Genomic DNA, 26,046 nt, shown 5'->3' on the forward strand with positions numbered 1-26,046 from the left:
GGTTTTGTTTTTTTTGTTTCCCGCGTCTGCGGGGGGTTGGGGTGGTCGGATTGGTCATGTGTGGTGGGGGGGGGGGGCGGGGGGGCGCGCCCGGGGGTTGGGGGGCGGGCGCACAGGCCGTCGTCGGGAGGAAGCCGGCCGGGTCAGCCCACCAGGCCCAGCTCCCGCGCGATCAGCATGCGCTGTACCTCGCTCGTGCCCTCGCCGATCTCCAGGATCTTCGAGTCGCGCCACATGCGGGCCACCGGGTACTCGTTCATGAAGCCGTAGCCGCCGTGCACCTGGGTGGCGTCGCGGGCGTTGTCCACGGCGACGGTGGAGGAGTAGAGCTTGGCCAGTGCCGCCTCCTTCTTGAAGGGCTCGCCGGCGACCAGGCGGGAGGCCGCGTCGCGCCACGCCAGGCGGGCCGTGTGCGCCTTCATCTCCATGTCGGCGATCTTGAACTGGATGGCCTGGTTGGCGCCGATCGGGCGGCCGAAGGCATGGCGTTCCTTCGCGTACCGCACCGACTCGTCGACGCAGCCCTGCGCGAGGCCGGTGGCGAGGGCCGCGATGGCGATGCGGCCCTCGTCGAGGATGCGCAGGAACTGGGCGTAGCCGCGGCCTTCCGTGCCGAGCAGGTTGGCGGCGGGGACCCGGACGTCGGTGAAGGACAGCTCCCGGGTGTCGGAGGCGTTCCAGCCGACCTTGGAGTAGGGCGCGGCGACCGTGAATCCGGGGGTGCCCGACGGGACGATGACGGACGAGATCTGCGGCTTGCCGTCGGGCTTGCGGCCGGTGACCGCGGTGACGGTGACCAGTCCCGTGATGTCCGTGCCCGAGTTGGTGATGAAGCACTTGGTGCCGTTGATCACCCACTCGCCGGTGGCCTCGTCCAGCCGGGCCGTCGTACGGGTCGCGCCCGCGTCGCTGCCGCCGTCGGGTTCGGTGAGGCCGAAGGCGCCCAGGATCTCGCCGGAGCAGAGCCGGGGCAGCCACTCCCGCTTCTGCTCGTCCGTGCCGAAGAGATGGATCGGCATGGCGCCGAGCGAGACGCCCGCTTCGAGGGTGATCGCCACCGACGAGTCGACGCGGGCCAGTTCCTCCAGGGCGATGCCGAGGGCAAGGTAGTCGCCGCCCATGCCGCCGTACTCCTCGGGGAACGGCAGCCCGAACAGGCCCATGCGGCCCATCTCGCGGACGATCTCGTAGGGGAACTCGTGGCGCTCGTAGAAGTCGCCGATCTTCGGCGCCACGACGTCGTGGGCGAACTCCTCCACCGTGCGGCGGAGTTCGTCCAGTTCGGGGGAGAGGCGGTGGTCCATGGTCGTCACTCCTGGTGGGAGAGGGCGCGGACGGTACGGGACGGGCTGGGTCGGCCCAGTCGTTCGGCCATCCACACGCTGGTGGCGGTGAGTCTGGCGAGGTCGACTCCGGTCTCGATGCCGAGGCCCTGGAGCATCCAGACCAGGTCCTCGGTGGCGAGGTTGCCGGTGGCGGACTTGGCGTACGGGCAGCCGCCGAGCCCGCCGGCGGACGCGTCGACCGTCGTCACGCCGTGTTCCAGGGCCGCGTAGGTGTTCGCGAGCGCCTGGCCGTAGGTGTCGTGGAAGTGCACGCCGATGACGTTCGTCGGCACGCCCTCCTCGTTGAGCAGGGAGAGCAGTTCGAGCACGTGGCCGGGGGTGGCCACGCCGATCGTGTCGCCGAGGCTCAGCTCGTCGCAGCCCATGTCGCGCAGCGCCGTGCAGACCCGGACCACCTGGTGGAGCGGCACCGCGCCCTCCCAGGGATCGCCGAAGCACATCGACACGTAACCGCGGACATGGGCACCGGCGTCCTTCGCCTGCCGGACGACCGGGTCGAAGACCGCGAGCGACTCGTCCACCGTGCGGTTGAGATTGGCCTTGGCGAAGGACTCGGTGGCGCTGGCGAAGACGGCGACCCGGCGGGCGCCGAGGGCCAGCGCCCGGTCCAGGCCCCGCTGGTTGGGCACGAGGACCGGGAGTTCCACGCCGAGCTCGGCGACGAGGGGGAACAGCTCCTCCGCGTCGGCCAGTTGGGGCACCCATTTCGGGTGTACGAAGCTGGTCGCCTCGATCGTCGTCAGGCCCGCGTCGGCCAGCCGGCGGATGAACTCGGCCTTGACCTCGGTGGGGACCGTCGACTTCTCGTTCTGCAGGCCGTCGCGGGCACCGACCTCGTGGATCCGGACCCGGGCGGGGAGATCGGTCGCCGGTACGGCCATGGGAAGCGTCATTTCTCCTCCTCCACCGGGTTGATGACCGCCAGCACCTGGTCCATGGCGACCGTGGCGCCCGGTGTCACGTCGAGCTCGGCGACCGTGCCGGCGTGCGGGGCGGAGATGACGTGCTCCATCTTCATCGCCTCCACCACCAACAGGCTCTGCCCCGCGGCCACTTCGTCGCCGACCGACACCTTCACGACCGTCACGGTGCCCGGCATGGGCGCGGTGAGGGAGTCGGCGCCGGCGTGTGCGGCCCGGTTCAGGGACGCGGCGACCGGGTCGTGGTCGCGGACCTGCCAGGCGTCCCCGTCCCGCCCGATCCAGTCCGCGGTGTGGAGGAAGGTGTGGCGGACCCCGTCCAGGGTGACCGCCACGCGGTCCTGAGTGACGGAGTGCGTGCCCCGCGGGCGGTACTCCACCGGGTCCTGCACCCGCAGGTGGAAGCCGACCGGCTTGGGGGTGCCGCCGAGCCGCCAGCCGCTGGGCACCGAGAAGGGGTCCGTCCAGCCCGCGCCGGCTGCGGGCTCCAGCGCCTCCAGGCGTACGGCCGCGGCGGCCTCGTACACCTCGTCCGGTACGTCGGTGGAGACCAGCTCGTCCACCACCCGTTCGACCAGGCCCGTGTCCAGCTCGCCCGCCACCACCGCCGGATGCCCGAGCAGCCGGCGCAGGAACCCGGCGTTGGTCTGCACGCCCAGGGTGACCGTCCGGGCGAGGGCGCCGCGCAGCTTGCGGAGCGCGGTCTCGCGGTCCGGGCCGTAGGCGATCACCTTGGACAGCATCGGGTCGTAGAGGCTGCCGACCTCGGTGCCCTCGCTGAGCCCGGAGTCGGTGCGGACGCCGTCCCCCGAGGGCTCGTGCAGCAGCAGCACCGTGCCGCCGGTGGGCAGGAAGCCGCGTGCCGGGTCCTCGGCGCAGATCCGGGCCTCCACCGCGTGCCCGGTCAGCCGGACGTCCTCCTGCGCGAACCCGAGCCTTTCGCCGGCCGCCACCCGCAGCTGCCACTCCACCAGGTCGACGCCGGTGACCAGTTCGGTCACCGGGTGCTCCACCTGGAGGCGGGTGTTCATCTCCATGAAGTAGTACGACGAGGGGTCGCCGCCCGGCACGATGAACTCCACCGTGCCCGCGCCCCGGTACCCGCACGAGCGGGCCGCCTGCACCGCGGCCTCGCCCATCGCGGCCCGTGTCGCCTCGTCCAGCAGGACCGACGGCGCCTCCTCGATCACCTTCTGGTGCCGCCGCTGCAGCGAGCACTCGCGCTCGCCGAGGTGCACCACGTTCCCGTGGCCGTCGGCCAGCACCTGGATCTCGATGTGCCGGGGGCGGTCGACCCAGCGCTCGACGAGGAGAGTGTCGTCGCCGAAGGAGGCGCGGGCCTCGCGGCGGGCGGCGGCGATCTCCTCGTCGAGCAGGGTCAGGTCGCGCACCAGCCGCATGCCCTTGCCGCCGCCGCCCGCGGACGGCTTGAGCAGCACGGGCGCACCCAACGCGCGCGCGGCCTCGGCGAGTTCGGGATCACGGCCGCCCGGCACCACCGGCACCCCGGCCGCGCTCACCGTCTCCTTCGCGCGGATCTTGTCGCCCATCAGCGCGATCGCGTCGGCCGGCGGGCCGATGAACACCAGCCCCGCCTCCTGGCAGGCGCGTGCGAAGGCCGCGTTCTCGGCGAGGAAGCCGTAGCCGGGGTGGACCGCCTGGGCGCCGCTCACGGCGGCCGCCGTCAGCAATCGCTCGACGGACAGATAGCTCTCGCCCGCCGGCGCCGGACCGAGCCGTACCGCCGTGTCGGCCTCCCGGACGTGCCGCGCGTCCGCGTCGGCGTCGGAGTACACCGCGACCGAGCGCACGCCCAGCGACCGCAGCGTACGGATGACCCGGACGGCGATCTCGCCCCGGTTGGCCACGAGTACGGTGTCGAACACGAGTCCCCTCCTCACATCCGGAAGACGCCGAACTGGGGCTCACCCAGCGGCGCGTTGCCACAGGCCGTCAGGGCGAGGCCCAGCACCTGGCGGGTTTCGAGGGGGTCGATGACCCCGTCGTCCCAGAGCCGTGCGGTCGCGTAGTAGGCGCTGCCCTGGCGCTCGTACTGCGCGCGCACGGGGGCCTTGAAGGCCTCCTCGTCCTCGGCCGGCCACTCCTCGCCCCGCGCCTCCAGCTGGTCCCGCTTGACGGTCGCCAGCACCGACGCGGCCTGCTCGCCGCCCATGACGGAGATCTTGGCGTTGGGCCACATCCACAGGAAACGGGGGGAGTAGGCCCGGCCGCACATGGAGTAGTTCCCCGCGCCGTACGACCCGCCGACCACCACGGTCAGCTTCGGTACGCGCGTGCAGGCCACCGCCGTCACCATCTTCGCGCCGTGCTTGGCGATGCCGCCGGCCTCGTAGTCCTTGCCCACCATGAAGCCGGAGATGTTCTGCAGGAACACCAGCGGGATGCCGCGCTGGTCGCACAGCTCGATGAAGTGGGCGCCCTTCTGGGCGGACTCGGAGAAGAGGATGCCGTTGTTGCCGATGATCCCGACCGGGTGGCCGTGGATGCGGGCGAAGCCGGTGACCAGGGTCTGCCCGAACTCGCTCTTGAACTCGGCGAACCGGGAGCCGTCGACGACGCGGGCGATGATCTCGCGCACGTCGTAGGGGGTGCGGGAGTCGACCGGGACGGCGCCGTACAGCCCGTAGGGGTCGACCTTGGGCTCGACGACCGGGGCGGCCTCCCAGGGCAGGTCGCGCCGGGCGGGGAGGGTGGCCACGATGTCCCGGAGGATCCGCAGCGCGTGCGCGTCGTCCTCGGCGAGGTGGTCGGTGACACCGGAGACCCGGGAGTGCACCTCGCCGCCGCCCAGCTCCTCCGCCGTCACGACCTCACCGGTGGCCGCCTTCACCAGCGGCGGGCCGCCGAGGAAGATCGTGCCCTGGTTGCGGACGATCACCGCCTCGTCGCTCATCGCCGGGACGTAGGCGCCGCCGGCGGTGCACGAACCGAGGACGGCCGCGATCTGCGGGATGCCGGCCCCCGACATCCGGGCCTGGTTGTAGAAGATCCGCCCGAAGTGGTCGCGGTCCGGGAAGACGTCGTCCTGCATGGGCAGGAAGGCGCCACCGGAGTCCACCAGGTAGAGGCAGGGCAGCCGGTTGTCGAGAGCCACCTCCTGCGCCCGCAGGTGCTTCTTCACGGTCATCGGGTAGTACGTGCCGCCCTTGACCGTGGCGTCGTTGGCGACGATCACGCACTCGCGCCCGCTGACCCGCCCGATGCCGGCGATCACGCCGGCCGCCGGGGCCGCTCCCTCGTACATCCCCTCGGCGGCCAGCGGGGCCAGCTCCAGGAACGGCGAGCCCGGGTCCAGCAGGGTGTCCACCCGGTCCCTGGGCAGCAGCTTGCCGCGCGCGGTGTGCCGGGCCCGCGCCTTCTCGCCGCCGCCCAGCGCGGCCGCGGCCAGCTTGCCGCGCAGCTCCTCGACGAGGACGCGGTGCGCCGCCTCGTTGGCCCGCCAGGCCTCCGAGGCGGGGTCCGCCGCGCTCGTCAGCTCCGGTGCCTGGTCCATGCCCGCGATCCCCTCACTTTGTTAATGAGCGTTAACGCATTTCCCATCAGGTTAACGACCGCTAACCTCCCTGTCTAGAATTGCCTCATGGCCACGAGAACCGATGCCCCGACCCGGCGCGAGCAGATCCTCAAGGAGGCGGCCCGGCTCTTCGCCGAGCGCGGCTTCCACGGTGTCGGCGTGGACGAGATAGGCGCCGCGGTCGGCATCAGCGGGCCCGGTCTCTACCGGCACTTCCCGGGCAAGGACGCGATGCTCGCGGAGCTGCTGGTGGGGATCAGCGGCCAGCTGCTGACGGGCGCGAAGCGGCGGCTGGCGGAGGCCGACGGGGACACCGCGCCCTCGGTGGTCCTGGACTCCCTCATCGAGGGCCACATCGACTTCGCCCTCGACGACCGCCCGCTGATCACCCTGCACGACCGGGAGCTGGACCGCCTGCGCGACAGCGACCGCAAGCTGGTGCGCCAGCTCCAGCGCCAGTACGTCGAACTGTGGGTGGAGGTCCTCCGCGAGGTCTACCCCGCCCTCCCCGAACCCGCGGCCCGTTCCGCGGTGCACTCGGTCTTCGGCCTCCTGAACTCCACCCCGCACCTGGGCCGCCCGGGCTCCCTGCCGGGCCGCGGCGTGACGGCGGTACTGCTGCACCGGATGGCGCGGGGCGCGTTCGGCGCGGCGGCGGACGGCGGCTGACCCGAGGCGCGGGCCGGTGCCGTACCGTCTCGCTACGCTGAATCCATGGGCATGGACTACGCGAGGATGCGCGCGATCGCCGAGGAGCCCGGCGCCTACGCCGAGCGGCTCGAAGGGGCTTGGAGCGTCGAGATCGGCCCGTCAGGCCCGGTACTCGCCATGATGTGCCCGTCGAAGCGGCACGAGGGCACGATCCGTCGCATCTGCAAGCAGCTGGACGAGCAGCTCCTGTCCAGTCACCCTGGCTACATCTGCGCGAGTGGTCCAGAGATCGAACACCCCGCCCTCGGGCGCCATGCGTCTCCCCGACGCGGTCGTCATCCCCGAGGAGGCCCTCGACGAGGAGGAGGGCATCGCCGTTGACGCGACCCAGGTGCTCGCGGCCGTCGAGATCGTCTCGCCGTCCAGTCCGGACAACGACTACGTCGAGAAGCTCGACGACTATCCGGCCATGGGGATCGCCCGTTACCTGATCGTCGATCCGCGCACCGGCACGGTCGAGGTGCCCTCCGAGCCGTGCAAGGGCCGCTACACCCGAAAGGACCCGTACATCTGCGGGGACTCGGTGCCGTTCGGTCCCTGGACGGTGGAGACCTCCGCCTTCCGCCGCTACGGCAGGGCCGGCAACTGACACCCGTATCCCGCGCGTCCGTGTTCCGTGGGTGGGCAAGGTCACCCTGGACGCCTGAACGTACTCGCCGGTACCTTGAGATCTGAGCAAGCGCTTAGACATATCGAAGCCGGTGGAGGTGGCGGCCGTGCGCCGTACGTTGTTCAACGAGGATCACGAGGCGTTCCGGGAGACCCTCCGCGCCTTCATCGAGGCCGAGGTCGTACCCGCGTACGACGAGTGGTTCGCGGCCGGTCAGGCGCCCCGCGACTTCTACTACAAGCTCGCCGAGCTGGGTGTCTTCGGCATCCGCGTCGACGAGGAGTACGGCGGCGCCGGCATCGACTCCTACAAGTTCGAGGCGGTCCTGTACGAGGAGACCGCCCGCGCCGGTGTCTCCTTCGGCGGCTCCGGCGTGCACGTGCTGCTCGGCCTGCCGTACATAAAGCTGCTCGCCACCGACGAGCAGAAGAAGCGTTACCTGCCGAAGTTCGTCTCCGGCGAGGAGATGTGGGCGATCGCGATGACGGAGCCGGGCACCGGGTCCGACCTCGCGGGCATGAAGACCACCGCCAAGCTCTCCGAGGACGGCACCCACTACGTCCTCAACGGCGCCAAGACCTTCATCACCGGCGGTGTGCACGCCGACCGCATGATCGTCTGCGCCCGTACCTCCGCGCCCACCCAGGAGGACCGCCGCCACGGCATCTCCCTGTTCGTGGTGGACACCAAGGCCGAGGGCTACTCGGTCGGCCGCAAGCTCGACAAGCTGGGCCTGAAGACCTCCGACACCGCCGAGCTGGCGTTCGTCGACGTCAAGGTCCCCGCCGAGGACCTCCTCGGCGAGGAGAACAAGGGCTTCTACTACCTCGGCCACAACCTCGCCTCCGAGCGCTGGGGCATCGCCTTCGGCGCCTACGCGCAGGCCAAGGCCGCCGTCCGGTTCGCCAAGCAGTACGTGCAGGAGCGGGTGGTCTTCGGCCAGCCCGTCGCCGCCTTCCAGAACACCAAGTTCGAGCTGGCCGCCTGCCAGGCCGAGGTGGACGCGGCCGAGGCCGTCGTCGACCGCGCCACGGAGGCCCTCGACGCCGGTGAGCTGACCCCGGCCGAGGCCGCCAGCGCCAAGCTGTTCACCACCGAGGTCGCCCACCGCGTCATCGACCGCTGCCTTCAGCTGCACGGCGGCTACGGCTTCATGAACGAGTACCCGATCGCCCGCCTGTACGCGGACAACCGCGTCAACCGCATCTACGGTGGCACCAGCGAGATCATGAAGACGATCATCGCGAAGGACATGGGCCTGTAAGGTCCACGCAATTACCCACCAGTAGAAAAGGTGCCATGAACGAGGCACTGAATGATCTTCTCGATCTGCTCGACCTGGAGCAGATCGAGGAGAACATCTTCCGAGGCCAGTCCCGGTCCGCCGTGGTCCCACGCGTGTTCGGCGGGCAGGTCGCGGCCCAGGCGCTGGTCGCCGCCGGGCGTACCGTCCCGGCGGACCGGCACGCCCACTCGCTGCACGCGTACTTCCTGCGCCCCGGCGACCCGGGCGCTCCCATCGTCTACAACGTCGAGCGGATCCGTGACGGCCGCTCCTTCACCACCCGTCGCGCGGTCGCCGTCCAGCACGGCAGGCCGATCTTCACGCTCTCGGCGTCCTTCCAGCTGTACGAGGACGGCCTGGACCACCAGACGCCGATGCCGCCCGCGCCGGACCCGGAGACCCTGCCCACCTCGGCCGAGCGGCTGCGCGGCTACGACCACCTGCCGGCCACGGTGGTGGAGAAGTTCCTGGAGGCCCGCGAGGCGATCGACCTGCGGTACGTCGAGGAGCCGCCGTTCGGGAAGTTCGGCGAGCCGCGCGATCCGCACAGCCAGGTCTGGTTCCGCACCAACGGCAAGCTCGACGACGACCCCCTGCTGCACGTCGTGCTCGCGACGTACGTCTCCGACATGACCCTGCTCGACTCGGTCCTGCTCGCGCACGGCCGCGGCGGCTGGGCCGTGGGCGACGTGGTGGGGGCCTCGCTGGACCACGCCATGTGGTTCCACCGGCCGTTCCGCGCCGACGAGTGGCTGCTGTACGACCAGGAGTCCCCCTCCGCGTTCGGCGGCCGCGGGCTCGGACAGGCCCGGATCTACACCCAGGACGGTTCACTGGCCATTTCCGTGATCCAGGAGGGTGTCGTCCGCGTCCCCAGGTAGAACTGGGGGCATGTCCGAAACCGAACACAGTGCCGGAGCCGGCCGGAGCGGCGGAGCCGAACAGGGCGGCGGCGAGAGCACCGTCACGGTGATCGTCGCCGCCGTCGCCAACCTCGGGATCGCCCTCGCCAAGGCGGTCGCCGGGGTGATCAGCGGGTCCAGCGCGATGCTGTCCGAGGCGGCGCACTCGTTCGCCGACACGGTCACCGAGCTGCTGCTGCTCACCGCGCTCAGACGCAGCGAGAAACCCGCCGACGAGGACCATCCGCTCGGCTACGGCCCCGAGCGGTACATCTGGGCCATGCTGGCCGCCGTCGCCACCTTCGTCGGCGGCGCGGTCTTCTCCCTCTACGACGGCATCCACACCCTGGTCGCGGGCGAGGAGCCGGGCAGCCCGCTGGTGTCGTACCTCGTGCTGGCGGTCGCCTTCGTGCTGGAGGGGTTCTCGCTGCGTACGGGGCTCAAGCAGGCGTACGGCGAGGCGGCCCGCTTCCGGGTGTCGTTCAGGCTGTATCTCCGGCGCACCCCCGACACCGCCGTGAAGGCCGTGGTGATGGAGGATTCGGCGGCGCTCGTCGGCCTGGTGCTCGCGGCCGGCGGCCTGCTGGGCGGGCAGCTCACCGGCTCCGGCGTCTGGGACGGCCTGGCCTCCCTCCTCATCGGCGTGCTCCTGCTGTACGTCGCCTGGGTGCTGGGCCGCTCGAACGCCGAGTTCCTCATCGGCCGGCCGTTGCCGAAGGCGGTGCGGGAGCGGATCCGCGCGGAGCTGCTGGAGTCCGAGCACATCGTGGCCGTGCTGGAGCTGACCACCCTGGTCCAGGGCCCGAACGAGGCCCTGGTCGCGGCCAAGGTGGACTTCCGGGACGTGTCGACGGCGGCCCAGATCGAGTGGGCCTGCGAACGGGCCGAACAGCGGCTGCGGGCCGCGTTCCCCATGATCGGCCGGGTCTACCTGGACCCCACTCCGGGGCCCGCGACCTCGGAGGATCACGGTCGGTGATCGTCCGACGTGCCGGGCGCTTTGTGCCGGATTAAGCTCTATGAGTGAAATGCCGCACAGTGCATGTGCCGCATAGCGGACGTGCCGCGTAGCGGACGTATGTCCGGCAGAAAGGTATTTCCCATGCGAGTACAGCGCGCGAGGCGCATCGCCGCGATATCCGCCGCCGGTTTGCTGCTGGCCGGTGGAGCGGCGGTCGGCGCCGCGGGTACCGCCTCGGCGGCCCCCGCCTCCTCCCACCAGAACGTGATCACCGGCGGCTTCGGCTGCAACTCCCGCTTCGGCGGCTTCAACAACTGCCGTGGTTACGGCGGCTTCGGCTACGGCGGGGTCGGGGTCGTCCCGGTCGTCCCGGTCGTGGTCGTACCCACCGTCGGCTACGGCATCAGCGGCTTCGGCGGGCTCGGCTACGGCGGCTTCGGCTACGGCGGGCTCGGCTTCTGATCCCACCGGACGCGAACGGACATCAGTCAATTCGGGGTCTAGGCCAGGCCATGAGGTGCGGTTCCCGGCTCCCGGGGGCCGCACCTCGCCCGGTCGTGCCCGGTTACGCGAGCCCCGCCTCCGACAGGAGGTACGCGGTCATCGGGTCGTAGTGGCGCGGGCTGAGCACATGGTCGTCGAGCGGTACGGCGACCTGGAGGGTGCCCTCCGACTCGGCGAGGAAGAGCGCCGGGTCGTTGCAGTCCGCGTACCCGACGGAGTCCAGGCCCGCCTGCGCCGCGTACCCCGCCCAGCCGTGGTCCGCGACGACCAGGTCGGGCAGCGGGCGGCCCTCGCGCTCCAGTCCGCCCAGGATGGCCTTCATGGGCTCACCGGAGTGGGTGTGCCACAGTGTCGCCCCGTGCTCCAGGACGGCCACGTCGGCGAACTGCAGGACGTAGCCCTCGTCCGTCTGCAGTCCGTCCGGGATGACCACGACCTCGCAGCCGGCGGCGCGCAGCGCGGCCGCCGTCGCCCGGTGCACGTCCAGCAGGCCGCCCGGGTGCCCGGTCGCGAACAGCACCCGCTGCTGCCCCTCGGCCGCCTTGCGCAGCCGCGCGGCCAGCCGGTTCAGGCCGTCCACGGTCAGCTCCGGGTCGATGGTGTCCTGGCCGTAGCGGTACTCGGGGTCGTCGTTCACCCCGACCCGTTCGGCCATCACGGCCAGCACGTCCTGCTCGTCGGTCCACCGGTCGCCGAGTTCCAGTCCGAGCCACCAGTTGCGCTCGCCGTTGGCCAGCTTGCGGTAGTGGAGCAGGTTGTTCTCGCGGGGTGTGGCGACATCGCCCGCGATACGGGTCTTCACAAGGTGCTCGACGAGCTCGGCGCGGCTGGGTGTCCCGGGTATCGGCATGGCTCCCATTGTGAGGCAGGGCGCCGTGCGATTCCCCTGCGTATCGCACGCTGGGACGCGCGTCACTCACTCCTGCCGCAGCGCGAACCACAGCTCCATCCGTACGTCCGGATCGTCGAGTTCGCTGCCGAGGAGGGTCGCGCAGCGGGCGATGCGCTGGCGCACGGTGTTGCGGTGGACGGCCAGTGCCACCGCTGTGCGGTCCCAACTGCCGTGCAGGGAGATCCAGGTGCGGAGGGTGCCGACCAGGGCGGGGTGCTCCGCGAGGGGGGCGAGGAGGCCACGGGCGTGGGCCCGGGCGTCCTCGCGGGGGACCAGGGCGTCGAGTCCGGTGTGGGCGCCGTGGCGGATCAGTGGGGAGCGGGTCGCCCGGGCGCGGGCGAGGGCGCGGGCCGCTCGGGCGTCGGCGGCCGGGAGTTCTCGTGCGGGGGCGGGGGCGCTGACGCCGAGGGTCCAGCCGGCCTGCGGTTCGGGTGCGCGGTCTCCGGGAACCAGGACGCGGACGACTTCCCCTTCCGGGTCGATGAGGGGCGAGCCGAGTGCGGCGCCCAGTGCGGTGGCGGCCAGGAGGTCGTGCGGGTGCGGGTGCGCGGGGGCTTGCCCCGCTCCGCGGCGGAGCTGCACATCGGCGAAGTCCCGCGCCCCCGAGAGGCCGGCGCGGTCCCGCCGGTCGTTCCTGCGGGCATGCACGACGAACCAGATGTCGCCCGCCCCCAGCAGCGGCGCCGCCTCCTCCGCCGTGCCGCCCAGCAGCAGCCGTACCAGGGCCGCGGTGCGGGCCGCGCCCGGACCGCTGTGCTGGTCGCCGGTGAGGAGGGTGAGGAGGACCGCGGCCACCGAGGCGATGGTGTGGTCGCCCGGTTCGCGGGCCGGGGTGGCCACCCCGAGGACGAAGCCGGTGCCGAGGGCGTAGGCCGCGAGGTGGGTGCCCGCCGTGGCGTGGGTCGCCGAGGTGGGGGTGCCGGGGCCGGACGGGCGCACGACCGCGGAGAGCTCGGCCAGGGACCCGCGCACCGGATCCTCCGGGTGCCGGCCCGCCGACGCGGTCTCCGTGCCCTCCGGCCCGTACAGCGCGGTCCAGCCGCCGAGCCGCCGGGCCAGCTGCCGGAGCACGGACGGCACCGGGTCGGGACGGGCGGCCGCGGCCGCCAGGCTCTGCTGGGCCTCGGTGACCCGGCGCAGCTCGGCGAGGCGGGCCTGGGCCTGCAGTTGCCAGACCGCGCGCGCGACGGCGGTGAACGGGGTCTGCGGCGGCACCTCCAGCAGCGGGAGGCCGTGGCGGTCGCAGGCGGCGACCAGGGCGCGCGGGACCGCGTCGTGGACGGGGGCGAGGCCGAAGCCGAGGGCGGCGCCGCCCGCCGCCACGATCCGTGACACGTAGTCGTCGAAGTACGTTCCGCCGCTCTCCGCGTCCGGGACGTGGACCCCGGCCGTCAGCAGCAGCTCGCCGCCCAGCAGGTAGGGGTAGGGGTCGGACATCTCCGAGGTGTGGGCCGCGTGGATCACCAGGGCCGGGTCGGACGGGCCGCCGATCCGGCGCAGGGCGAGATCCTCGCGAGCCAGGAGGGCCGCGAGCGGCACGGCGGGCGTGGGGGGAACGGTGGGGTCCGGCATGGTGTGCGTTCTCTCCATCCGGCGAGGCTCGAATGGATGAAACGTACACTTCGCAGTCGCTTTCCGGCCACCTAGTGTCGATGACCGTCACCCACCGGCGAGACCCCCGGCGAAGGAGGGCCCCTGTGGCCGTCGACTACGCAGTGATCGTGATCTATCTGGCCGGCATGCTGGCCATGGGCTGGTGGGGCATGCGCCGTGCCAGGTCCAAGAGCGACTTCCTGGTGGCGGGCCGCCGCCTGGGGCCGGCCATGTACTCCGGCACCATGGCCGCGATCGTCCTCGGCGGCGCGTCCACCATCGGCGGCGTCGGCCTCGGCTACCAGTACGGGCTCTCCGGCGCCTGGATGGTCTTCACCATCGGCCTCGGGCTGCTGGCCCTGTCGGTCTTCTTCTCGGCCCGGATCGCCCGCCTGAAGGTGTACACGGTCTCCGAGATGCTGGACCTGCGGTACGGCGGCCGGGCGGGCGTGATCTCGGGCGTCGTGATGTGGGCGTACACCCTGATGCTCGCCGTCACCTCGACCATCGCGTACGCCACGATCTTCGACGTCCTCTTCGACATGAACCGGACGCTCGCGATCGTCCTCGGCGGCTCGATCGTCGTCGCCTACTCGACGCTCGGCGGCATGTGGTCGATCACGCTCACCGACATGGTGCAGTTCGTGGTGAAGACCATCGGCGTCCTGCTCCTGCTGCTGCCCATCGCGGTGGTGAAGGCGGGCGGGTTCTCCGCGATGAAGGCGAAGCTGCCCACGTCGTACTTCGACCCGCTGGGGATCGGCGGCGAGACGATCTTCACCTACGTGCTGATCTACACGTTCGGGATGCTGATCGGCCAGGACATCTGGCAGCGCGTGTTCACGGCCCGGGGCGACCGGACGGCGAAGTGGGGCGGCACCGTCGCCGGCACCTACTGCCTGGTGTACGCCCTCGCGGGCGCCGTGATCGGCACGGCCGCCAGGGTGCTGTACCCGAAGCTGGGCAGCCCGGACGACGCGTTCGCGACCATCGTCAAGGACGAACTCCCCGTCGGGGTGCGGGGGCTGGTGCTCGCGGCCGCGCTCGCCGCGGTGATGTCGACCTCCTCCGGCGCGCTGATCGCCTGCGCGACCGTCGCCAACAACGACATCTGGTCGCGGATCCGGGGCCGGGCCCGGTCCGGCGACCACGACGAGGTGCGGGGCAACCGCGTCTTCATCCTGATCATGGGTGTCGGGGTGATCGGCACGGCCATCGCCCTCAACGACGTCGTCGAGGCGCTGACCGTGGCGTACAACCTGCTGGTCGGCGGGCTCCTGGTGCCGATCCTCGGCGGGCTGCTGTGGAGGCGCGGCACCGTCCAGGGCGCTCTCGCCGCCGTGACCGTCGGCGGGCTCGCGGTGATCGGCCTGATGGCGGGGTACGGCATCCTCGCCAACGAGCCGGTCTACTACGGCCTCCTCGCCTCCCTCGCCGCCTACGTCGCCGTCTCGCTGGCGACCAGGCCGACCGACGCGGCCGTGCTGGCCAACTGGCGGGACCGGCTCGCGGGCCGCGGCACCCCCGAACTCGTGTCCGAACCGGTCGCCGCCGCCCAGTAAGGTCGTAGCGAGAAGCAGTGCATACGCGACGAAGCGTAGGAAAGAAGGCATGACCTCATGAGCAGCAACGAGACGCCCCGCGGACCCGTCGACTCCTCCCGGATCCCGCGGTACGCCGGTCCCGCGACCTTCGCCCGGCTGCCCCGCCTCGACGAGGTCGGCACCGCCGACGTCGCGGTGGTGGGCGTGCCGTTCGACTCCGGTGTCTCGTACCGGCCGGGCGCCCGCTTCGGCGGCAACGCCATCCGCGAGGCGTCCCGGCTGCTGCGCCCCTACAACCCGGCGCAGGACGCGTCGCCCTTCGCCCTGGCGCAGGTCGCGGACGGCGGCGACATCGCGGTGAACCCGTTCGACATCAAGGAGGCGGTCGAGACGATCGAGGCGGCCGCCGACCAGCTGCTGGGCACCGGCGCCCGGCTGATGACGCTGGGCGGCGACCACACCATCGCCCTGCCGCTGCTGCGCTCGGTGGCGAAGAGGCACGGCCCGGTGGCCCTGCTCCACTTCGACGCCCACCTGGACACCTGGGACACCTACTTCGGCGCCGAGTACACCCACGGCACTCCGTTCCGCCGGGCCGTCGAGGAGGGCATCCTCGACACCTCCGCCCTCTCGCACGTCGGCACCCGCGGCCCGCTGTACGGCAAGCAGGACCTGACCGACGACGAGAAGATGGGCTTCGGCATCGTGACCTCGGCGGACATCTACCGCCGGGGCGCCGACGAGGTCGCCGACCAGCTGCGGCAGCGCATCGGCGACCGTCCGCTGTACATCTCGATCGACATCGACTGCCTGGACCCCGCTCATGCCCCGGGCACCGGTACGCCCGAAGCCGGTGGTATGACGTCCAGGGAACTGCTGGAGATCCTGCGCGGACTCGCCTCCTGCAACCTGGTGTCGGCGGACGTCGTCGAGGTGGCCCCCGCGTACGACCACGCGGAGATCACGTCGGTGGCGGCCTCGCACACCGCCTACGAACTGACCACGATCATGACCCGCCAGATTGCCGAGGCTCGTTCGAAGTGACCCACGACCACGACCTGGTACTCCGCCCGACACAGGCGCAGACCGCGGCCGCACTGAACCCTCCGGCCGGCCGCAACGGCGGGGACCTGGTCGTGGAGACGCTGTCCGGGCTCGGCGCGACGACGGTCTTCGGCCTGCCCGGCCAGCACGCCCTCGGCATGTTCGACGCCCTGCGCCGCTCGTCGCTGCGCTACGTCGGCCTGCGCGTGGAGAACAACGCCGGTTTCGCGGCGGACGCCTACGGAAGGATCACCGGCGAGGCGGCCCCGCTGCTGCTGTCGACCGGCCCGGGCGCGCTGACCTCGCTGGCCGCGCTCCAGGAGGCGGCCTCGGCCTCCGCGCCGGTGCTGGCGATCAGCAGCCAGATCCCGACGGCCGGCCTCGGCGGCGGCCGCCATGGCTACCTGCACGAACTCCCCGACCAGTCGGCCTCCTTCCGGGGCGTGGTGAAGTCCGTCCACACCGTCCGCACCCAGTCGCAGATCCCCTCGGCGCTCGCGGCGGCCTGGGAGTCGGCCCTCTCCGCCCCGCACGGCCCGGTGTGGGTGGAGATCCCCCAGGACGTGCTGCTGGCCCCGACGCCGCTCCCGGTGGTGACGGCGATGGACGCCACCCCCGAGGAGCTGCCGCCGCGCCCCGAACTGACCGCGGTGGCCGCCGACCTGCTGTCCCGCGCGGCCCGCCCGGCGATCATCGCGGGCGGCGGAGTGGTACGGGCGGACGCCGCGGGCAAGCTGCGGCAGCTGGCCGAGAAGCTGAACGCCCCGGTCGTCACCACCTTCGGCGGCAAGGGCGCCTTCCCCTGGCAGCACCCGCTCTCCCTCCAGTCCTGGCTGGAGGACCGCCACACCACGGACTTCCTGGAGGACGCGGACGTCCTCCTGGTCGTCGGTTCGGGCCTGGGTGAACTCTCCTCGAACTACTACACGTTCAAGCCGCGCGGCCGGGTCGTCCAGATCGAGGCGGACCTCGGCAAGCTGGAGGCCAACCACCCGGCGCTCGGCATCCACGCGGACGCCCGGCTCGCCCTCCAGGCCCTGCTGGAGACGGTGTCGCCGCGCGAGGACGACACGGCGGCAGGCCGGGTACGGGAGCTGCTGGCCCGTGTCTCGGAGCGCATCGCCGCCCAGGAACTCACCCTGGAACAGGACGTGCTGGCGTCGGTCCGCCGGGCCCTCCCCGCCGGTTCCCCGTCCTTCTGGGACATGACGATCCTGGCCTACTGGGCCTGGTCGGCGTTCGATGCCCAGGCCCCGAACCTCATGCACTCCGCCCAGGGCGCCGGCGGTCTCGGCTACGGCTTCCCGGCGGCGCTCGGCGCGGCCGCGGCCGATCCGACCCGCCCGGTCCTCGCGGTGTCCGGCGACGGCGGCGCCCTCTACTCCATCGCGGAACTGGCGACGGCGCGCCAGCACGGCCTCCCGGTGACCTGGCTCATCGTCGACGACGGCGGCTACGGCATCCTGCGCGAGTACATGACCGACGCCTTCGGTGAGCCCACGGCCACGGAACTGTCCCGTCCCGACTACGTGGCCCTCGCCGAGTCCTTCGGGGTACCGGGAGTCCGCACCACCCCGCAGACCCTGGAGACGGACCTGGCGAAGGCCCTCGCCGAACCCGGCCCCTCGGTGGTCGTACTCCCGGCCCTGCTGAGGATGTTCGCGCCGACGCACCTGGACTGAGCGTGCGAGGTGCCCCGGGGCCGAGGGGCGGCCGGTGCGGCCTCCCTCCGTGGGCCGGTGTGTCAGTGCGCGCGGACCGACAGGCGGTAGAACCGGGTCGTCTGGGCGGCGTTCTGGTTGTCGTCGCTGACCAGGAGGACCTTGTACGCGCCCTGGGAGCGGCCCGTGACCACCATGCCCTCGATGTTGTCCAGGAGCGGGTTGGGCTGCGGCTGCCGGGCCGTGGCGCCCAGGGCCGGGCAGGTCGCGATGTCCGTGAGCAGGGTCTTCCCGACGAGCCGTACGCCGGGCTGTCCGGTGAGGTCCGTGATGCCTCTGGTGTCGGTGGCGTGCCGCGTGTCGGCCAGGAAGAGGCGGACGGTGTTGCCGACGCCGGCGGTGAAGCCGCGCTCCAGGACGAGCAGGCGGCCGTCGGGCAGCGCCTGCACCTCGGGGACGCCGAGGACCGGGTCGTCGGTGCGGTAGGCGTACTGGGCCGCAGGCCTGAAGTGGCCGCCCCTGGTGCGCTGCCAGGTCTGGAACCGGACGATCCCGGCGGTGTCGCCGGAGAGGGCGTACTCCATGGAGGCCAGCAGGGTGCGGCCGCCGTCCAGGAGGGTCAGGCCCTCGAAGGTCTGGTTGGCGGTGGCCCGCCCGGCCGGGGAGACCAGCAGCGACGCCGGCACCGGGAGGCGGTCCAGGATCCTGCCGTCCACCGAGTAGCGGCGGATCGAGGGCTCGGTCTCGGAGGTGACCAGCCGGGTGCCGTCGCGGTCCACGGCCAGGCCCTCGGAGTCGAGCGCCGCGCCGTTCTCGTCGGCGAGCTGGACGGCCTTCTCCGGCGCGAGCGTCCTCGCGTCCAGGGAGAAGAGCGAGGACCGGTCGGAGAGGGCGGCGAGGGAGCCGTGCCGGTCCAGGGCGAGGGCCGAGAAGTTGCCGACGAAGGTGCCGTCGAAGGTCGTCTTGTCGAGGGCGTCGGAGAAGCCGTCGATGGAGACCGCCGGCGAACAGGCGTTGACCGGGGCTGACTTGGCCGACGCGGTGGCCGGGCCGGCGGCGGACAGACAGGTTGCCGCCGCCAGGCCGGCGGTGACGGTGGCGAGTACGGTTCGCAGACGCATGGCCGTCACCGTAGGGGAGACGGGTGAAGGCCGGGAGACCCGCGCGTGAAAGGCCGGGGCAGGGCCGCGGCACGCTCCGGCCCTGCCCCGGGGCGGGCTCAACTCGCCGCCAGGTCCTTGTGGATGACCTTCGCGATGCCCTGGATCGTGCTGATCCCGTAGTTCATGGTGCTGTTGTCGTGGGACAGCACGGTGATCATGTAGTCGTGGCCGTGGCCCTTGAAGGTGCCGAGGCTGTGCACCCGCCAGCCGTGCGTGGAGCGCGACAGCCAGCCGTTCTTGACGTGCACGGAGACCCCGGAGGGGACGCCGTACGGGGTGCCCCAGCGCTGGGACGAGATGACCTGTCCCATCAGCTTCTGGATGTACGCCCGTGAGTTGTCGCTCAGGACCGTGTTCTTGGCGGTGATCAGGGCGAGCAGCCGCTGCTCGTCGTGGACGTCGATCTGGGTGAGACCCCAGTAGCCGTTGGCGCCCGGGGTGGTCTGGGTCATCCCGGCGGCCGTCAGGAACCCCTTGATCTTCGTCAGGCCGAGCTGCTTCCACAGTTTGGTGGTCGCGTCGTTGTCCGACTTGGTGATCATGGCCGTGGTCAGCTTCTGCTCGGTGGCCGTCAGATAGCGGTTGTGCTTCTTGGCGTCCCACAGCAGCGTGGCCAGCACCGTCACCTTCACGGTGCTCGCCGAGTCGTAGTGCGTGGTGGAACGGAGCGTGCACGTGGTCTTGGTGGAGCGGTCGTAGAGGCCGACGGCGATGGTCCCCTTGCGGTTCGCCATCGCCGCGGTGATGTCCTTCTTCAGCTTCGCGGCCAGGCCCGCCTTCGCGGATGCGCAGCTGACGGTGGGAGCGGCTGCCGAGGCGGGTGCGGCCACCCCCGCGGTGAACGCGGCCCCGCCTGCGATCGCCACCAGCACCCTGGCGCGTCTGGATATCCGGTGAGTCATGACCGGATTGACTCGCGAGTCCGCGCGAATGGTTGTACGAGTGGCGAAGGGTTTGACTAGTCGTTACCGGTATGCGTCGGCGACGGGTGCCGGCGCCCGGGTCAGAGGTCGAGGACGGTCTCGGCGGCCGGTGTGCTGCAGCAGACCAGGACGGTGCCGGGGGCGGGGAGTTCGAGCGGCGGGGTGGTGTAGAGGACGTCGCCCGTCACCAGCGGGGTGACGCAGGTGTGGCAGACACCGGTGCGGCACGACCAGCGGGTCGGGACGTCGCACGCCTCGGCGAGGTCGAGGAGCGAGCCGTGGGCGGGGGACCACGGGGTGGTGATGCCGCTGCGGGCGAAGGTGACGAGGGGACCGGTGCCCGGGGGGCCGGGCGGCTGGTGCGGCCGGACCGCGGCGGTGGCGGTGACACCGGGGTTGAGGGCGGCGAGCGCGCTGAACCGTTCCGTGTGGATCCGCTCGGGACGCAGGCCGTGATCGCGCAGCATGTTCCCGAGGTCGTCCATGAAGGCGGTGGGGCCGCAGAGATAGGCGTCGGCGTCGGACGGGACGCCCAGGGCGGCGAGCGAGGCGGCGGTCGGGCGCCCCCGGGAGACGTGGTGTTCACCGGGACGGGGGCTCTCGGCCGTGTAGTAGATGTGCTCGTGGGCGTCGGGGAGCCGGTCGAGAAGGGCCCGGGTCTCGGCCGCGAAGGCGTGGTGGGCGCGGTCGTGGGCGGTGTGGAGCCACCACAGGGGGCGTGGGTCCCGGGTGGCGGCGAGCCGGTGGAGCATGGCGAGCACCGGAGTGGCCCCGATGCCCGCGGAGGCGAGGACCACCGGGCCGGTGCCCTCTTCGAGGACGAACGTGCCGCGCGGGGCGGCGACGTCCACGAGGTCCCCGGCGCGCAGCCCGGTGTGGATGTAGCCGCTGACCCGTCCGTGCGGCTCGTGCTTGACGCTGATCCGGTAGCCGCCGGTCGCGGACGCCGGGTGCGCCGACGACAGGGAGTAGCTGCGCACCTCGTGGGCGGCCTCGCCGGCGGTGAGGCGGACGGAGAGGAACTGGCCCGGGCGGGCCTGCGGCAGTGGCGTGCCGTCGGGGGTGTCGAGGCGGACGGAGGAGATGTCGGCGCTCTCGCGGACGATCCCGGCGACCCGCAGGGGACGGAAGCCCGGCCACCCCGGCTGCTCTTCTGGCTGCCCGGCGGCGGCGAGCTCCCGGAAGGACTGCTGCCAGCCGGGGCTGAGGGCGGGGATGTCCAGCGCGGTGCGCAGTTTCGCGGGGTCTCGGCCCGGGAGGTAGAGCAGCGCGTCGGTGTCGGCGACGCTGAGCTCTCCCGGCCCTCTGCGGGTGAGGGTGATCTCGTCGCCGGCCCGGACGTGTCCCTCGGTGAGCACCCGCAGGTAGAAGCCCGGGCGGTGGTGGGCGACCAGGAGGGCGGCCATGGTGGGCTCGCCCAGGCGCATGCCGACCCGGTAGCAGGTGACGCGCGGCTGGGTGACCTCGAACTCCGCCTCGCCGATCCGGTACCGGTCGCCGATGCACACCTCGTCGTCGGGCAGGCCGTCGACGGTGAAGTTCTCCCCGAAGCTCCCGAAGTCCAGGTCCTCGCGCCCGAGCTGCTCGCGCCAGTACCGGTAGGACTCGGCCTGGTAGACGAGGACCGCCCGGATCTCGCCGCCGTGCCCTGCCAGGTCGCCCTGGCCGTCACCGTCGACGTTCAGCCGCCGCACCATACGGCTGCCGGACACGGGTTCCTTCCACGCTCCGGTGTGGACGGTCCGGCCCTGCCAGGGCACCTCTCTCGGCAGGCCCACGTTGACGGACAGCAGTGTCCCCATGACGACATCCTGCTGTCTGCGCCGGGATTCCGCGAGCGCAGGGGCGGGACGGGGGACGGGCGAACCCGGCCGCGGTTCGGCGGCGCCCGAAAGGGGCGCGTTGCCGTCGGGCGTCGACCCGATCCGCCGGACAGCCCCTAGTGGTGCCAGGCGCTCCCGCCCGTGTTGTGGATGAAGCGCTGCAGCACCTTGAGAGTGATCAGGTACTCCTCGTCGGAGATGCCCGCCCGGCGCTCCGCCTCCAGCCCGGCCTGGACGGCGGCGGCCTCGCGGTGGCGGGCCCGGCCCTCCTCCGTGAGGCTCAGCAGGCCGTCGGCGTCCTCGGTGATCCAGCCGTGGGCGACGGTGCTGTCGATCTCCGCCTCCAGGGCTTCCGGGCCGGTGTCCAGGTAGCCCCGGAGGACGAGGGACACCTCGGCGCGCGGCCTGGCACCGCCGGCCCCGGCGACCTGGGCCAGGATCCACCACTGCGGCTGGGTGGTGCCGATCTCCGCGAGGGCGGCCCGGGCACGGGTGACCACCGCCTTGGACGCGGCCCAGCTCCAGTAGCCGATGGGCTGGCGAATCAGTTCGGCATCGCTGTGCGAGTACTCCATGGCTGGTCCTTTCCTCTGCCGCCTGCTGCGTCCGGCTGCCTGCTTCGGCACCACCGACCGTAGAAACTCGACCTTGCTTGAGGTCAAGCCCGGCTCGCCCGGGCGGGGCGGCCCAGGTCCATGGACCGAGCGGCACTGCGACCATCGCCCGAGGATTGTTGCGGAGGGATGAAATCCGCTTCCGTCCGCGTTGTGGGCTGCGGAAGAACAGGGCGAACGGGAGGAACCGCGTGGCAGCGCAACAGGGGGAGCGGCAGGGCTGGGCGCGCAGGCTGGCGGGGTATGCCTGGCGGCATCCCCAGGACGTCGTGCTCGCACTCGGGTCCTCACTGGCCGGTATGGCCGTGCTGGCCGTCGTACCGCTGATCACCAAGGTGATCATCGACGACGTGATCGGCGATCACAGCCGGGCCATGGGCCCCTGGGCCGGCGCGCTGGTCGGCGCGGCGGTGCTCGTCTACGTGTCCACCTACGTCCGCCGCTACTACGGCGGCCGGCTCGCCCTGGACGTCCAGCACGACCTGCGGACCGAGATGTACGGCACCATCACCCGGCTCGACGGACGGCGGCAGGACGAGCTGTCCACCGGCCAGGTGGTCGGGCGGGCCACCAGCGACCTCCAGCTGATCCAGGGCCTGCTCTTCATGCTGCCGATGACCATCGGCAACGTTCTCCTCTTCCTGATCTCCCTCGGGATCATGGCCTGGCTGTCGCCGCCGCTGACCCTGGTCGCCCTCGCCGTCGCCCCGGCCCTGTACTGGATCGCCAAGCGCAGCCGCAGCAAGCTCCACCCCGCCACCTGGTACGCCCAGGCCCAGGCCGCCGCCGTCGCCGGCGTGGTCGACGGTGCCGTGAGCGGCGTCCGGGTGGTCAAGGGCTTCGGGCAGGAGGAGCAGGAGACCGGAAAGCTCCGCGAGGTGGGGCGGAGGCTGTTCGCCGGACGGCTGCGCACCATACGGCTGAACAGCAGGTTCACCCCGGCCCTGCAGTCCGTCCCGGCCCTCGGCCAGGTCGCCATGCTGGCGCTCGGCGGCTGGCTGGCCGTCCGCGGCCACATCACCCTCGGCACCTTCGTCGCCTTCTCCTCGTACCTGGCCCAGCTGGTCGGCCCGGTCCGGATGCTCGCCGTGGTCCTCACCGTCGGTCAGCAGGCCCGCGCGGGCACCGAACGCGTGCTGGAGCTGATCGACACCGAGCCGACGATGGAAGAGGGCACGAAGACCCTGCCGGCCGACGCGCCCGCGACCGTCGAGTTCGACGACGTGTTCTTCGGATACGAGCGGGCCCACGGTGGGACCAGCCCGGTCCTGAAGGGGCTGAGCTTCGAGATCCGGCCGGGCGAGACCCTCGCGGTCGTCGGCTCCTCCGGTTCCGGCAAGTCCACGGTCTCCCTGCTCCTGCCGCGCTTCTACGACGTCACCCACGGCGCCGTCCTGGTCGGCGGCCACGACGTCCGCGAGCTGACCTTCGACTCGCTGCGGGCGGCCATCGGCCTGGTCCCGGAGGACTCCTTCCTGTTCTCCGACACGGTCCGCGCGAACATCGCCTACGGCCACCCCGACGCGAGTGACGAGGAGATCCTGGAAGCCGCCCGGGCCGCCCAGGCGGACCGATTCATCGCCGAGCTGCCCGAGGGCTACGACACCAAGGTCGGCGAGCAGGGCCTGACCCTGTCCGGCGGCCAGCGCCAGCGCGTCGCGCTCGCCCGCGCCCTGCTCACCGACCCCCGGCTGCTCGTCCTGGACGACGCCACCTCGGCCGTCGACGCCCGCGTGGAGCACGAGATCCACGAGGCGCTCAGAGACGTGATGCGCGGCCGGACGACCCTCCTCATCGCGCACCGCCGCTCCACCCTCAACCTCGCCGACCGCATCGCCGTCCTCGACGGCGGCCGGCTCGCCGACATCGGCACCCACGAGGAGCTGCAGGAACGGTCCGCGCTCTACCGCCGGCTGCTCACCGACCCCGACGAGCTGGGCGGTGTCTCCCCGGGCCACGCCCTGCCCGCCGTCCCGGCCGAGGACACGACCGTGCGGGACGAACTGGACGCGGAGTTCGACGCCGAGCGAGGCGTGACCCCGCGCCTGTGGACCGGTGACCGTACGCCCAGGGACCTCGCCCTCGCCGGCACCCCCGCCACCCCCGAACTCCTCGCCGAGGTCGACGCGCTGCCCCCGGCCACCGACACCCCCGACATCGACGAGGCGCGGGCGGTGCGCCCCGAGGACTCCTACGGCCTGCGCCGGCTGCTGCGCGGCTTCGGCCGCCCCCTGCTGGTCAGCCTCGCGCTGGTGGCCGTGGACGCGGGCATGGGCCTGCTGCTGCCGGTGCTGATCCGGCACGGCATCGACCAGGGCGTCACCAAGATGGCGCTCGGCGCGGTCTGGGCGGCCTCGCTGCTGGGACTGTTCGCGGTGCTGGCCCAGTGGGCGGCCCAGATCGGCGAGACCCGGATGACCGGCCGGACCGGTGAACGCGTCCTCTACTCGCTCCGGCTGAAGATCTTCGCCCAGCTCCAGCGGCTCGGACTCGACTACTACGAGCGGGAGCTGACCGGCCGGATCATGACGCGGATGACGACGGACGTGGACGCGCTGTCCACCTTCCTGCAGACGGGTCTGGTCACCGCCTTCGTCTCGGTCGTCACCTTCTTCGGCATCATGGTCGTCCTGCTGGTGATCGACGTACAGCTCGCGCTGGTCGTCTTCGCCACCCTGCCGCCGCTGATCGTCGCCACCTTCTTCTTCCGCCGGGCCAGCGTGAAGGCCTACGAACTCGCCCGTGAGCGGGTGTCGGTGGTCAACGCCGACCTTCAGGAGTCGGTGTCGGGTCTCAGGATCGTGCAGGCCTTCCGGCGCGAGGGGGACAGCGGCCGCCGCTTCACCGAGCGCAGCGAGAGCTACCGCCAGGCCCGCATCCGCGGTCAGTGGCTGATATCGGTCTACTTCCCGTTCGTGCAGCTGCTGTCGTCGGTGGCCGCGGCGAGCGTGCTGATGGCGGGCGCCCACCGGGTGGAGGCGGCCACGCTCACCACCGGCGCCCTGGTCGCCTACCTCCTCTACATCGACCTGTTCTTCGCGCCCGTCCAGCAGCTCTCCCAGGTCTTCGACGGCTACCAGCAGGCCACCGTCTCGCTGGGCCGCATCCAGGAACTGCTCCGCGAGCAGACCTCGACCCGGGCGGCGGACCAGCCGCGCGAGGTGCCCGGACTCCGGGGCGAGATCGCCTTCGAGGACGTGCACTTCGCGTACGGGACCGCCGACGACGGCGACGCGGCCCTCGGCGGCATCGACCTGACCATCCCCGCCGGGCAGACGGTCGCCTTCGTCGGCGAGACCGGCGCCGGCAAGTCGACCCTCGTCAAACTGGTCGCGCGGTTCTACGACCCGACGGGCGGCCGGGTGACGGTCGACGGCACGGATCTGCGCACCCTGGACCTCACCTCCTACCGTCACCGCCTGGGGGTCGTCCCGCAGGAGGCGTACCTCTTCCAGGGGACCGTCCGGGACGCCATCGCCTACGGCCGCCCGGCCGCCACGGACGCCGAAGTGGAGGCGGCGGCCCGCGCGGTCGGCGCCCACGAGATGATCGCCACCCTCGAAGGCGGCTACCTGCACGAGGTGGCCGAGCGCGGCCGCAACCTCTCGGCGGGGCAGCGCCAGCTGATCGCCCTGGCCCGCGCGGAACTCGTCGACCCCGACGTGCTGCTCCTCGACGAGGCCACCGCGGCCCTGGACCTGGCGACGGAGGCCCAGGTCAACCTGGCGACGGACCGGCTGGCGGGCCGTCGTACCACCCTCGTGGTGGCCCACCGGCTGACCACGGCCGCCCGCGCCGACCGGGTGGTGGTCATGGACCACGGCCGGGTCGCCGAGGACGGCACCCACGACGAACTCCTCGCCCGCGGCGGCCGTTACGCCGAACTGTGGCGCACCTTCATCGGCCGGTCCGAGGAACCGGAGGAACCCGTCGCCGTGACCAGCTGAGCCGCCGGCGCCCTGACCTGAGGTGATCCAGGGCGTCTCGTGGGGCCCCTGACGGCCGTGCAACCATC

General features: G+C 72.0%; 19 protein-coding genes and 1 pseudogene. 10 read left to right on the forward strand and 10 right to left on the reverse strand.

Translation table 11 applies throughout. From position 1 onward, the window contains the following. Window positions 1-143 precede the first annotated feature (143 nt). Genes ACFXI4_RS34830 through ACFXI4_RS34845 form a run of 4 tightly spaced genes read right to left on the reverse strand, consistent with a single transcriptional unit; the run spans window position 144 to window position 5,780 of the window. A complete protein-coding gene (locus ACFXI4_RS34830) occupies window positions 144-1,304 on the reverse strand; it encodes an acyl-CoA dehydrogenase family protein (RefSeq protein WP_384998668.1) in 1,161 nt (386 codons plus the stop codon). Window positions 1,305-1,309: 5 nt separating this feature from the next. Then, window positions 1,310-2,239 (reverse strand): hydroxymethylglutaryl-CoA lyase, encoded by a 930-nt coding sequence (locus ACFXI4_RS34835; RefSeq protein WP_384998671.1) that lies wholly within the window; start codon window positions 2,237-2,239, stop codon window positions 1,310-1,312. Next, complete coding sequence (locus ACFXI4_RS34840) at window positions 2,236-4,152, reverse strand: acetyl/propionyl/methylcrotonyl-CoA carboxylase subunit alpha (protein WP_384998674.1); 1,917 nt, start codon at window positions 4,150-4,152, stop codon at window positions 2,236-2,238. The genes ACFXI4_RS34835 and ACFXI4_RS34840 overlap by 4 nt, the downstream gene beginning before the upstream one ends. Window positions 4,153-4,163: 11 nt before the next feature. Further along, entirely contained in the window at window positions 4,164-5,780 is a 1,617-nt protein-coding gene (locus ACFXI4_RS34845; protein WP_384998676.1) for a carboxyl transferase domain-containing protein, read from the reverse strand. A gap of 87 nt (window positions 5,781-5,867) precedes the next feature. Between ACFXI4_RS34845 and ACFXI4_RS34850 the strand changes: the two genes are divergently transcribed. From ACFXI4_RS34850 to ACFXI4_RS34875, 6 genes and pseudogenes are all read left to right on the forward strand, one after another. Next, window positions 5,868-6,470: a TetR/AcrR family transcriptional regulator gene (locus tag ACFXI4_RS34850; RefSeq protein ID WP_384998679.1), complete on the forward strand. Its 603-nt coding sequence runs from the start codon at window positions 5,868-5,870 to the stop codon at window positions 6,468-6,470. Between the two features lie 51 nt (window positions 6,471-6,521). Beyond that, a pseudogene (locus ACFXI4_RS34855) lies at window positions 6,522-7,101 on the forward strand (Uma2 family endonuclease). Window positions 7,102-7,228: 127 nt separating this feature from the next. Then, complete coding sequence (locus ACFXI4_RS34860) at window positions 7,229-8,386, forward strand: acyl-CoA dehydrogenase family protein (RefSeq protein WP_362725504.1); 1,158 nt, start codon at window positions 7,229-7,231, stop codon at window positions 8,384-8,386. A 35-nt stretch (window positions 8,387-8,421) separates the two neighbouring features. Further along, window positions 8,422-9,288 (forward strand): acyl-CoA thioesterase, encoded by an 867-nt coding sequence (locus tag ACFXI4_RS34865; RefSeq protein WP_384998683.1) that lies wholly within the window; start codon window positions 8,422-8,424, stop codon window positions 9,286-9,288. Window positions 9,289-9,298: 10 nt separating this feature from the next. Further along, complete coding sequence (locus tag ACFXI4_RS34870; protein ID WP_384998686.1) at window positions 9,299-10,288, forward strand: cation diffusion facilitator family transporter; 990 nt, start codon at window positions 9,299-9,301, stop codon at window positions 10,286-10,288. Window positions 10,289-10,411: 123 nt separating this feature from the next. Continuing rightward, window positions 10,412-10,732, forward strand: coding sequence for a hypothetical protein (locus ACFXI4_RS34875; RefSeq protein ID WP_384998689.1), 321 nt, complete (start codon window positions 10,412-10,414; stop codon window positions 10,730-10,732). A gap of 103 nt (window positions 10,733-10,835) precedes the next feature. On the opposite strand, the gene ACFXI4_RS34880 is transcribed toward ACFXI4_RS34875, so the two are convergent. Further along, entirely contained in the window at window positions 10,836-11,624 is a 789-nt protein-coding gene (locus ACFXI4_RS34880) for a phosphatase (RefSeq protein WP_362725515.1), read from the reverse strand. Between the two features lie 66 nt (window positions 11,625-11,690). Next, complete coding sequence (locus ACFXI4_RS34885; protein ID WP_384998692.1) at window positions 11,691-13,238, reverse strand: PucR family transcriptional regulator ligand-binding domain-containing protein; 1,548 nt, start codon at window positions 13,236-13,238, stop codon at window positions 11,691-11,693. A 125-nt stretch (window positions 13,239-13,363) separates the two neighbouring features. On the opposite strand from ACFXI4_RS34885, the gene ACFXI4_RS34890 reads away from it, so the two are divergent. From ACFXI4_RS34890 to ACFXI4_RS34900, 3 genes are read left to right on the forward strand one after another with little or no spacing between them, the layout of a single operon-like run. Beyond that, complete coding sequence (locus ACFXI4_RS34890) at window positions 13,364-14,821, forward strand: sodium:solute symporter (RefSeq protein WP_384998695.1); 1,458 nt, start codon at window positions 13,364-13,366, stop codon at window positions 14,819-14,821. 57 nt (window positions 14,822-14,878) lie between these two features. Further along, on the forward strand, window positions 14,879-15,847 hold the full coding sequence (speB, locus tag ACFXI4_RS34895) for an agmatinase (protein WP_384998698.1): 969 nt from the start codon (window positions 14,879-14,881) through the stop codon (window positions 15,845-15,847). After that, on the forward strand, window positions 15,844-17,529 hold the full coding sequence (locus tag ACFXI4_RS34900) for a thiamine pyrophosphate-binding protein (protein ID WP_384998701.1): 1,686 nt from the start codon (window positions 15,844-15,846) through the stop codon (window positions 17,527-17,529). Before speB ends, ACFXI4_RS34900 begins: the two co-directional genes overlap by 4 nt. Before the next feature lie 62 nt (window positions 17,530-17,591). On the opposite strand, the gene ACFXI4_RS34905 is transcribed toward ACFXI4_RS34900, so the two are convergent. The 4 genes from ACFXI4_RS34905 to ACFXI4_RS34920 form a co-directional block, all read right to left on the reverse strand. After that, complete coding sequence (locus ACFXI4_RS34905; RefSeq protein WP_384998704.1) at window positions 17,592-18,629, reverse strand: esterase-like activity of phytase family protein; 1,038 nt, start codon at window positions 18,627-18,629, stop codon at window positions 17,592-17,594. Window positions 18,630-18,727: 98 nt separating this feature from the next. Then, a complete protein-coding gene (locus ACFXI4_RS34910) occupies window positions 18,728-19,573 on the reverse strand; it encodes a serine hydrolase (protein ID WP_362724139.1) in 846 nt (281 codons plus the stop codon). A 101-nt stretch (window positions 19,574-19,674) separates the two neighbouring features. Next, on the reverse strand, window positions 19,675-21,396 hold the full coding sequence (locus ACFXI4_RS34915; RefSeq protein WP_384998708.1) for an MOSC domain-containing protein: 1,722 nt from the start codon (window positions 21,394-21,396) through the stop codon (window positions 19,675-19,677). 137 nt (window positions 21,397-21,533) lie between these two features. Next, window positions 21,534-21,992, reverse strand: coding sequence for a MarR family winged helix-turn-helix transcriptional regulator (locus tag ACFXI4_RS34920; protein WP_362724774.1), 459 nt, complete (start codon window positions 21,990-21,992; stop codon window positions 21,534-21,536). A 230-nt stretch (window positions 21,993-22,222) separates the two neighbouring features. Between ACFXI4_RS34920 and ACFXI4_RS34925 the strand changes: the two genes are divergently transcribed. Further along, a complete protein-coding gene (locus tag ACFXI4_RS34925) occupies window positions 22,223-25,978 on the forward strand; it encodes an ABC transporter ATP-binding protein (RefSeq protein ID WP_384998711.1) in 3,756 nt (1,251 codons plus the stop codon). The last annotated feature ends 68 nt before the right edge of the window (window positions 25,979-26,046 follow it).

The sequence above is a fragment of the Streptomyces sp. NPDC059224 genome, from assembly GCF_042754285.1.
In the GTDB taxonomy this organism is placed as follows: Bacteria; Actinomycetota; Actinomycetes; order Streptomycetales; family Streptomycetaceae; genus Streptomyces.

Excerpts from the sequence above, each read along its gene's own strand:
- ACFXI4_RS34845 (WP_384998676.1), bottom strand. The coding sequence starts at position 5,780 with ATGGACCAGGCACCGGAGCTGACGAGCGCGGCGGACCCCGCCTCGGAG.
- ACFXI4_RS34835 (WP_384998671.1), bottom strand. The coding sequence starts at position 2,239 with ATGACGCTTCCCATGGCCGTACCGGCGACCGATCTCCCCGCCCGGGTC.
- ACFXI4_RS34905 (WP_384998704.1), bottom strand. The coding sequence starts at position 18,629 with ATGCGTCTGCGAACCGTACTCGCCACCGTCACCGCCGGCCTGGCGGCG.
- ACFXI4_RS34915 (WP_384998708.1), bottom strand. The coding sequence starts at position 21,396 with ATGGGGACACTGCTGTCCGTCAACGTGGGCCTGCCGAGAGAGGTGCCC.
- ACFXI4_RS34870 (WP_384998686.1), top strand. The coding sequence starts at position 9,299 with ATGTCCGAAACCGAACACAGTGCCGGAGCCGGCCGGAGCGGCGGAGCC.
- ACFXI4_RS34875 (WP_384998689.1), top strand. The coding sequence starts at position 10,412 with ATGCGAGTACAGCGCGCGAGGCGCATCGCCGCGATATCCGCCGCCGGT.
- ACFXI4_RS34910 (WP_362724139.1), bottom strand. The coding sequence starts at position 19,573 with ATGACTCACCGGATATCCAGACGCGCCAGGGTGCTGGTGGCGATCGCA.
- speB (WP_384998698.1), top strand. The coding sequence starts at position 14,879 with ATGAGCAGCAACGAGACGCCCCGCGGACCCGTCGACTCCTCCCGGATC.
- ACFXI4_RS34850 (WP_384998679.1), top strand. The coding sequence starts at position 5,868 with ATGGCCACGAGAACCGATGCCCCGACCCGGCGCGAGCAGATCCTCAAG.
- ACFXI4_RS34830 (WP_384998668.1), bottom strand. The coding sequence starts at position 1,304 with ATGGACCACCGCCTCTCCCCCGAACTGGACGAACTCCGCCGCACGGTG.
- ACFXI4_RS34885 (WP_384998692.1), bottom strand. The coding sequence starts at position 13,238 with ATGCCGGACCCCACCGTTCCCCCCACGCCCGCCGTGCCGCTCGCGGCC.
- ACFXI4_RS34880 (WP_362725515.1), bottom strand. The coding sequence starts at position 11,624 with ATGCCGATACCCGGGACACCCAGCCGCGCCGAGCTCGTCGAGCACCTT.
- ACFXI4_RS34920 (WP_362724774.1), bottom strand. The coding sequence starts at position 21,992 with ATGGAGTACTCGCACAGCGATGCCGAACTGATTCGCCAGCCCATCGGC.
- ACFXI4_RS34865 (WP_384998683.1), top strand. The coding sequence starts at position 8,422 with ATGAACGAGGCACTGAATGATCTTCTCGATCTGCTCGACCTGGAGCAG.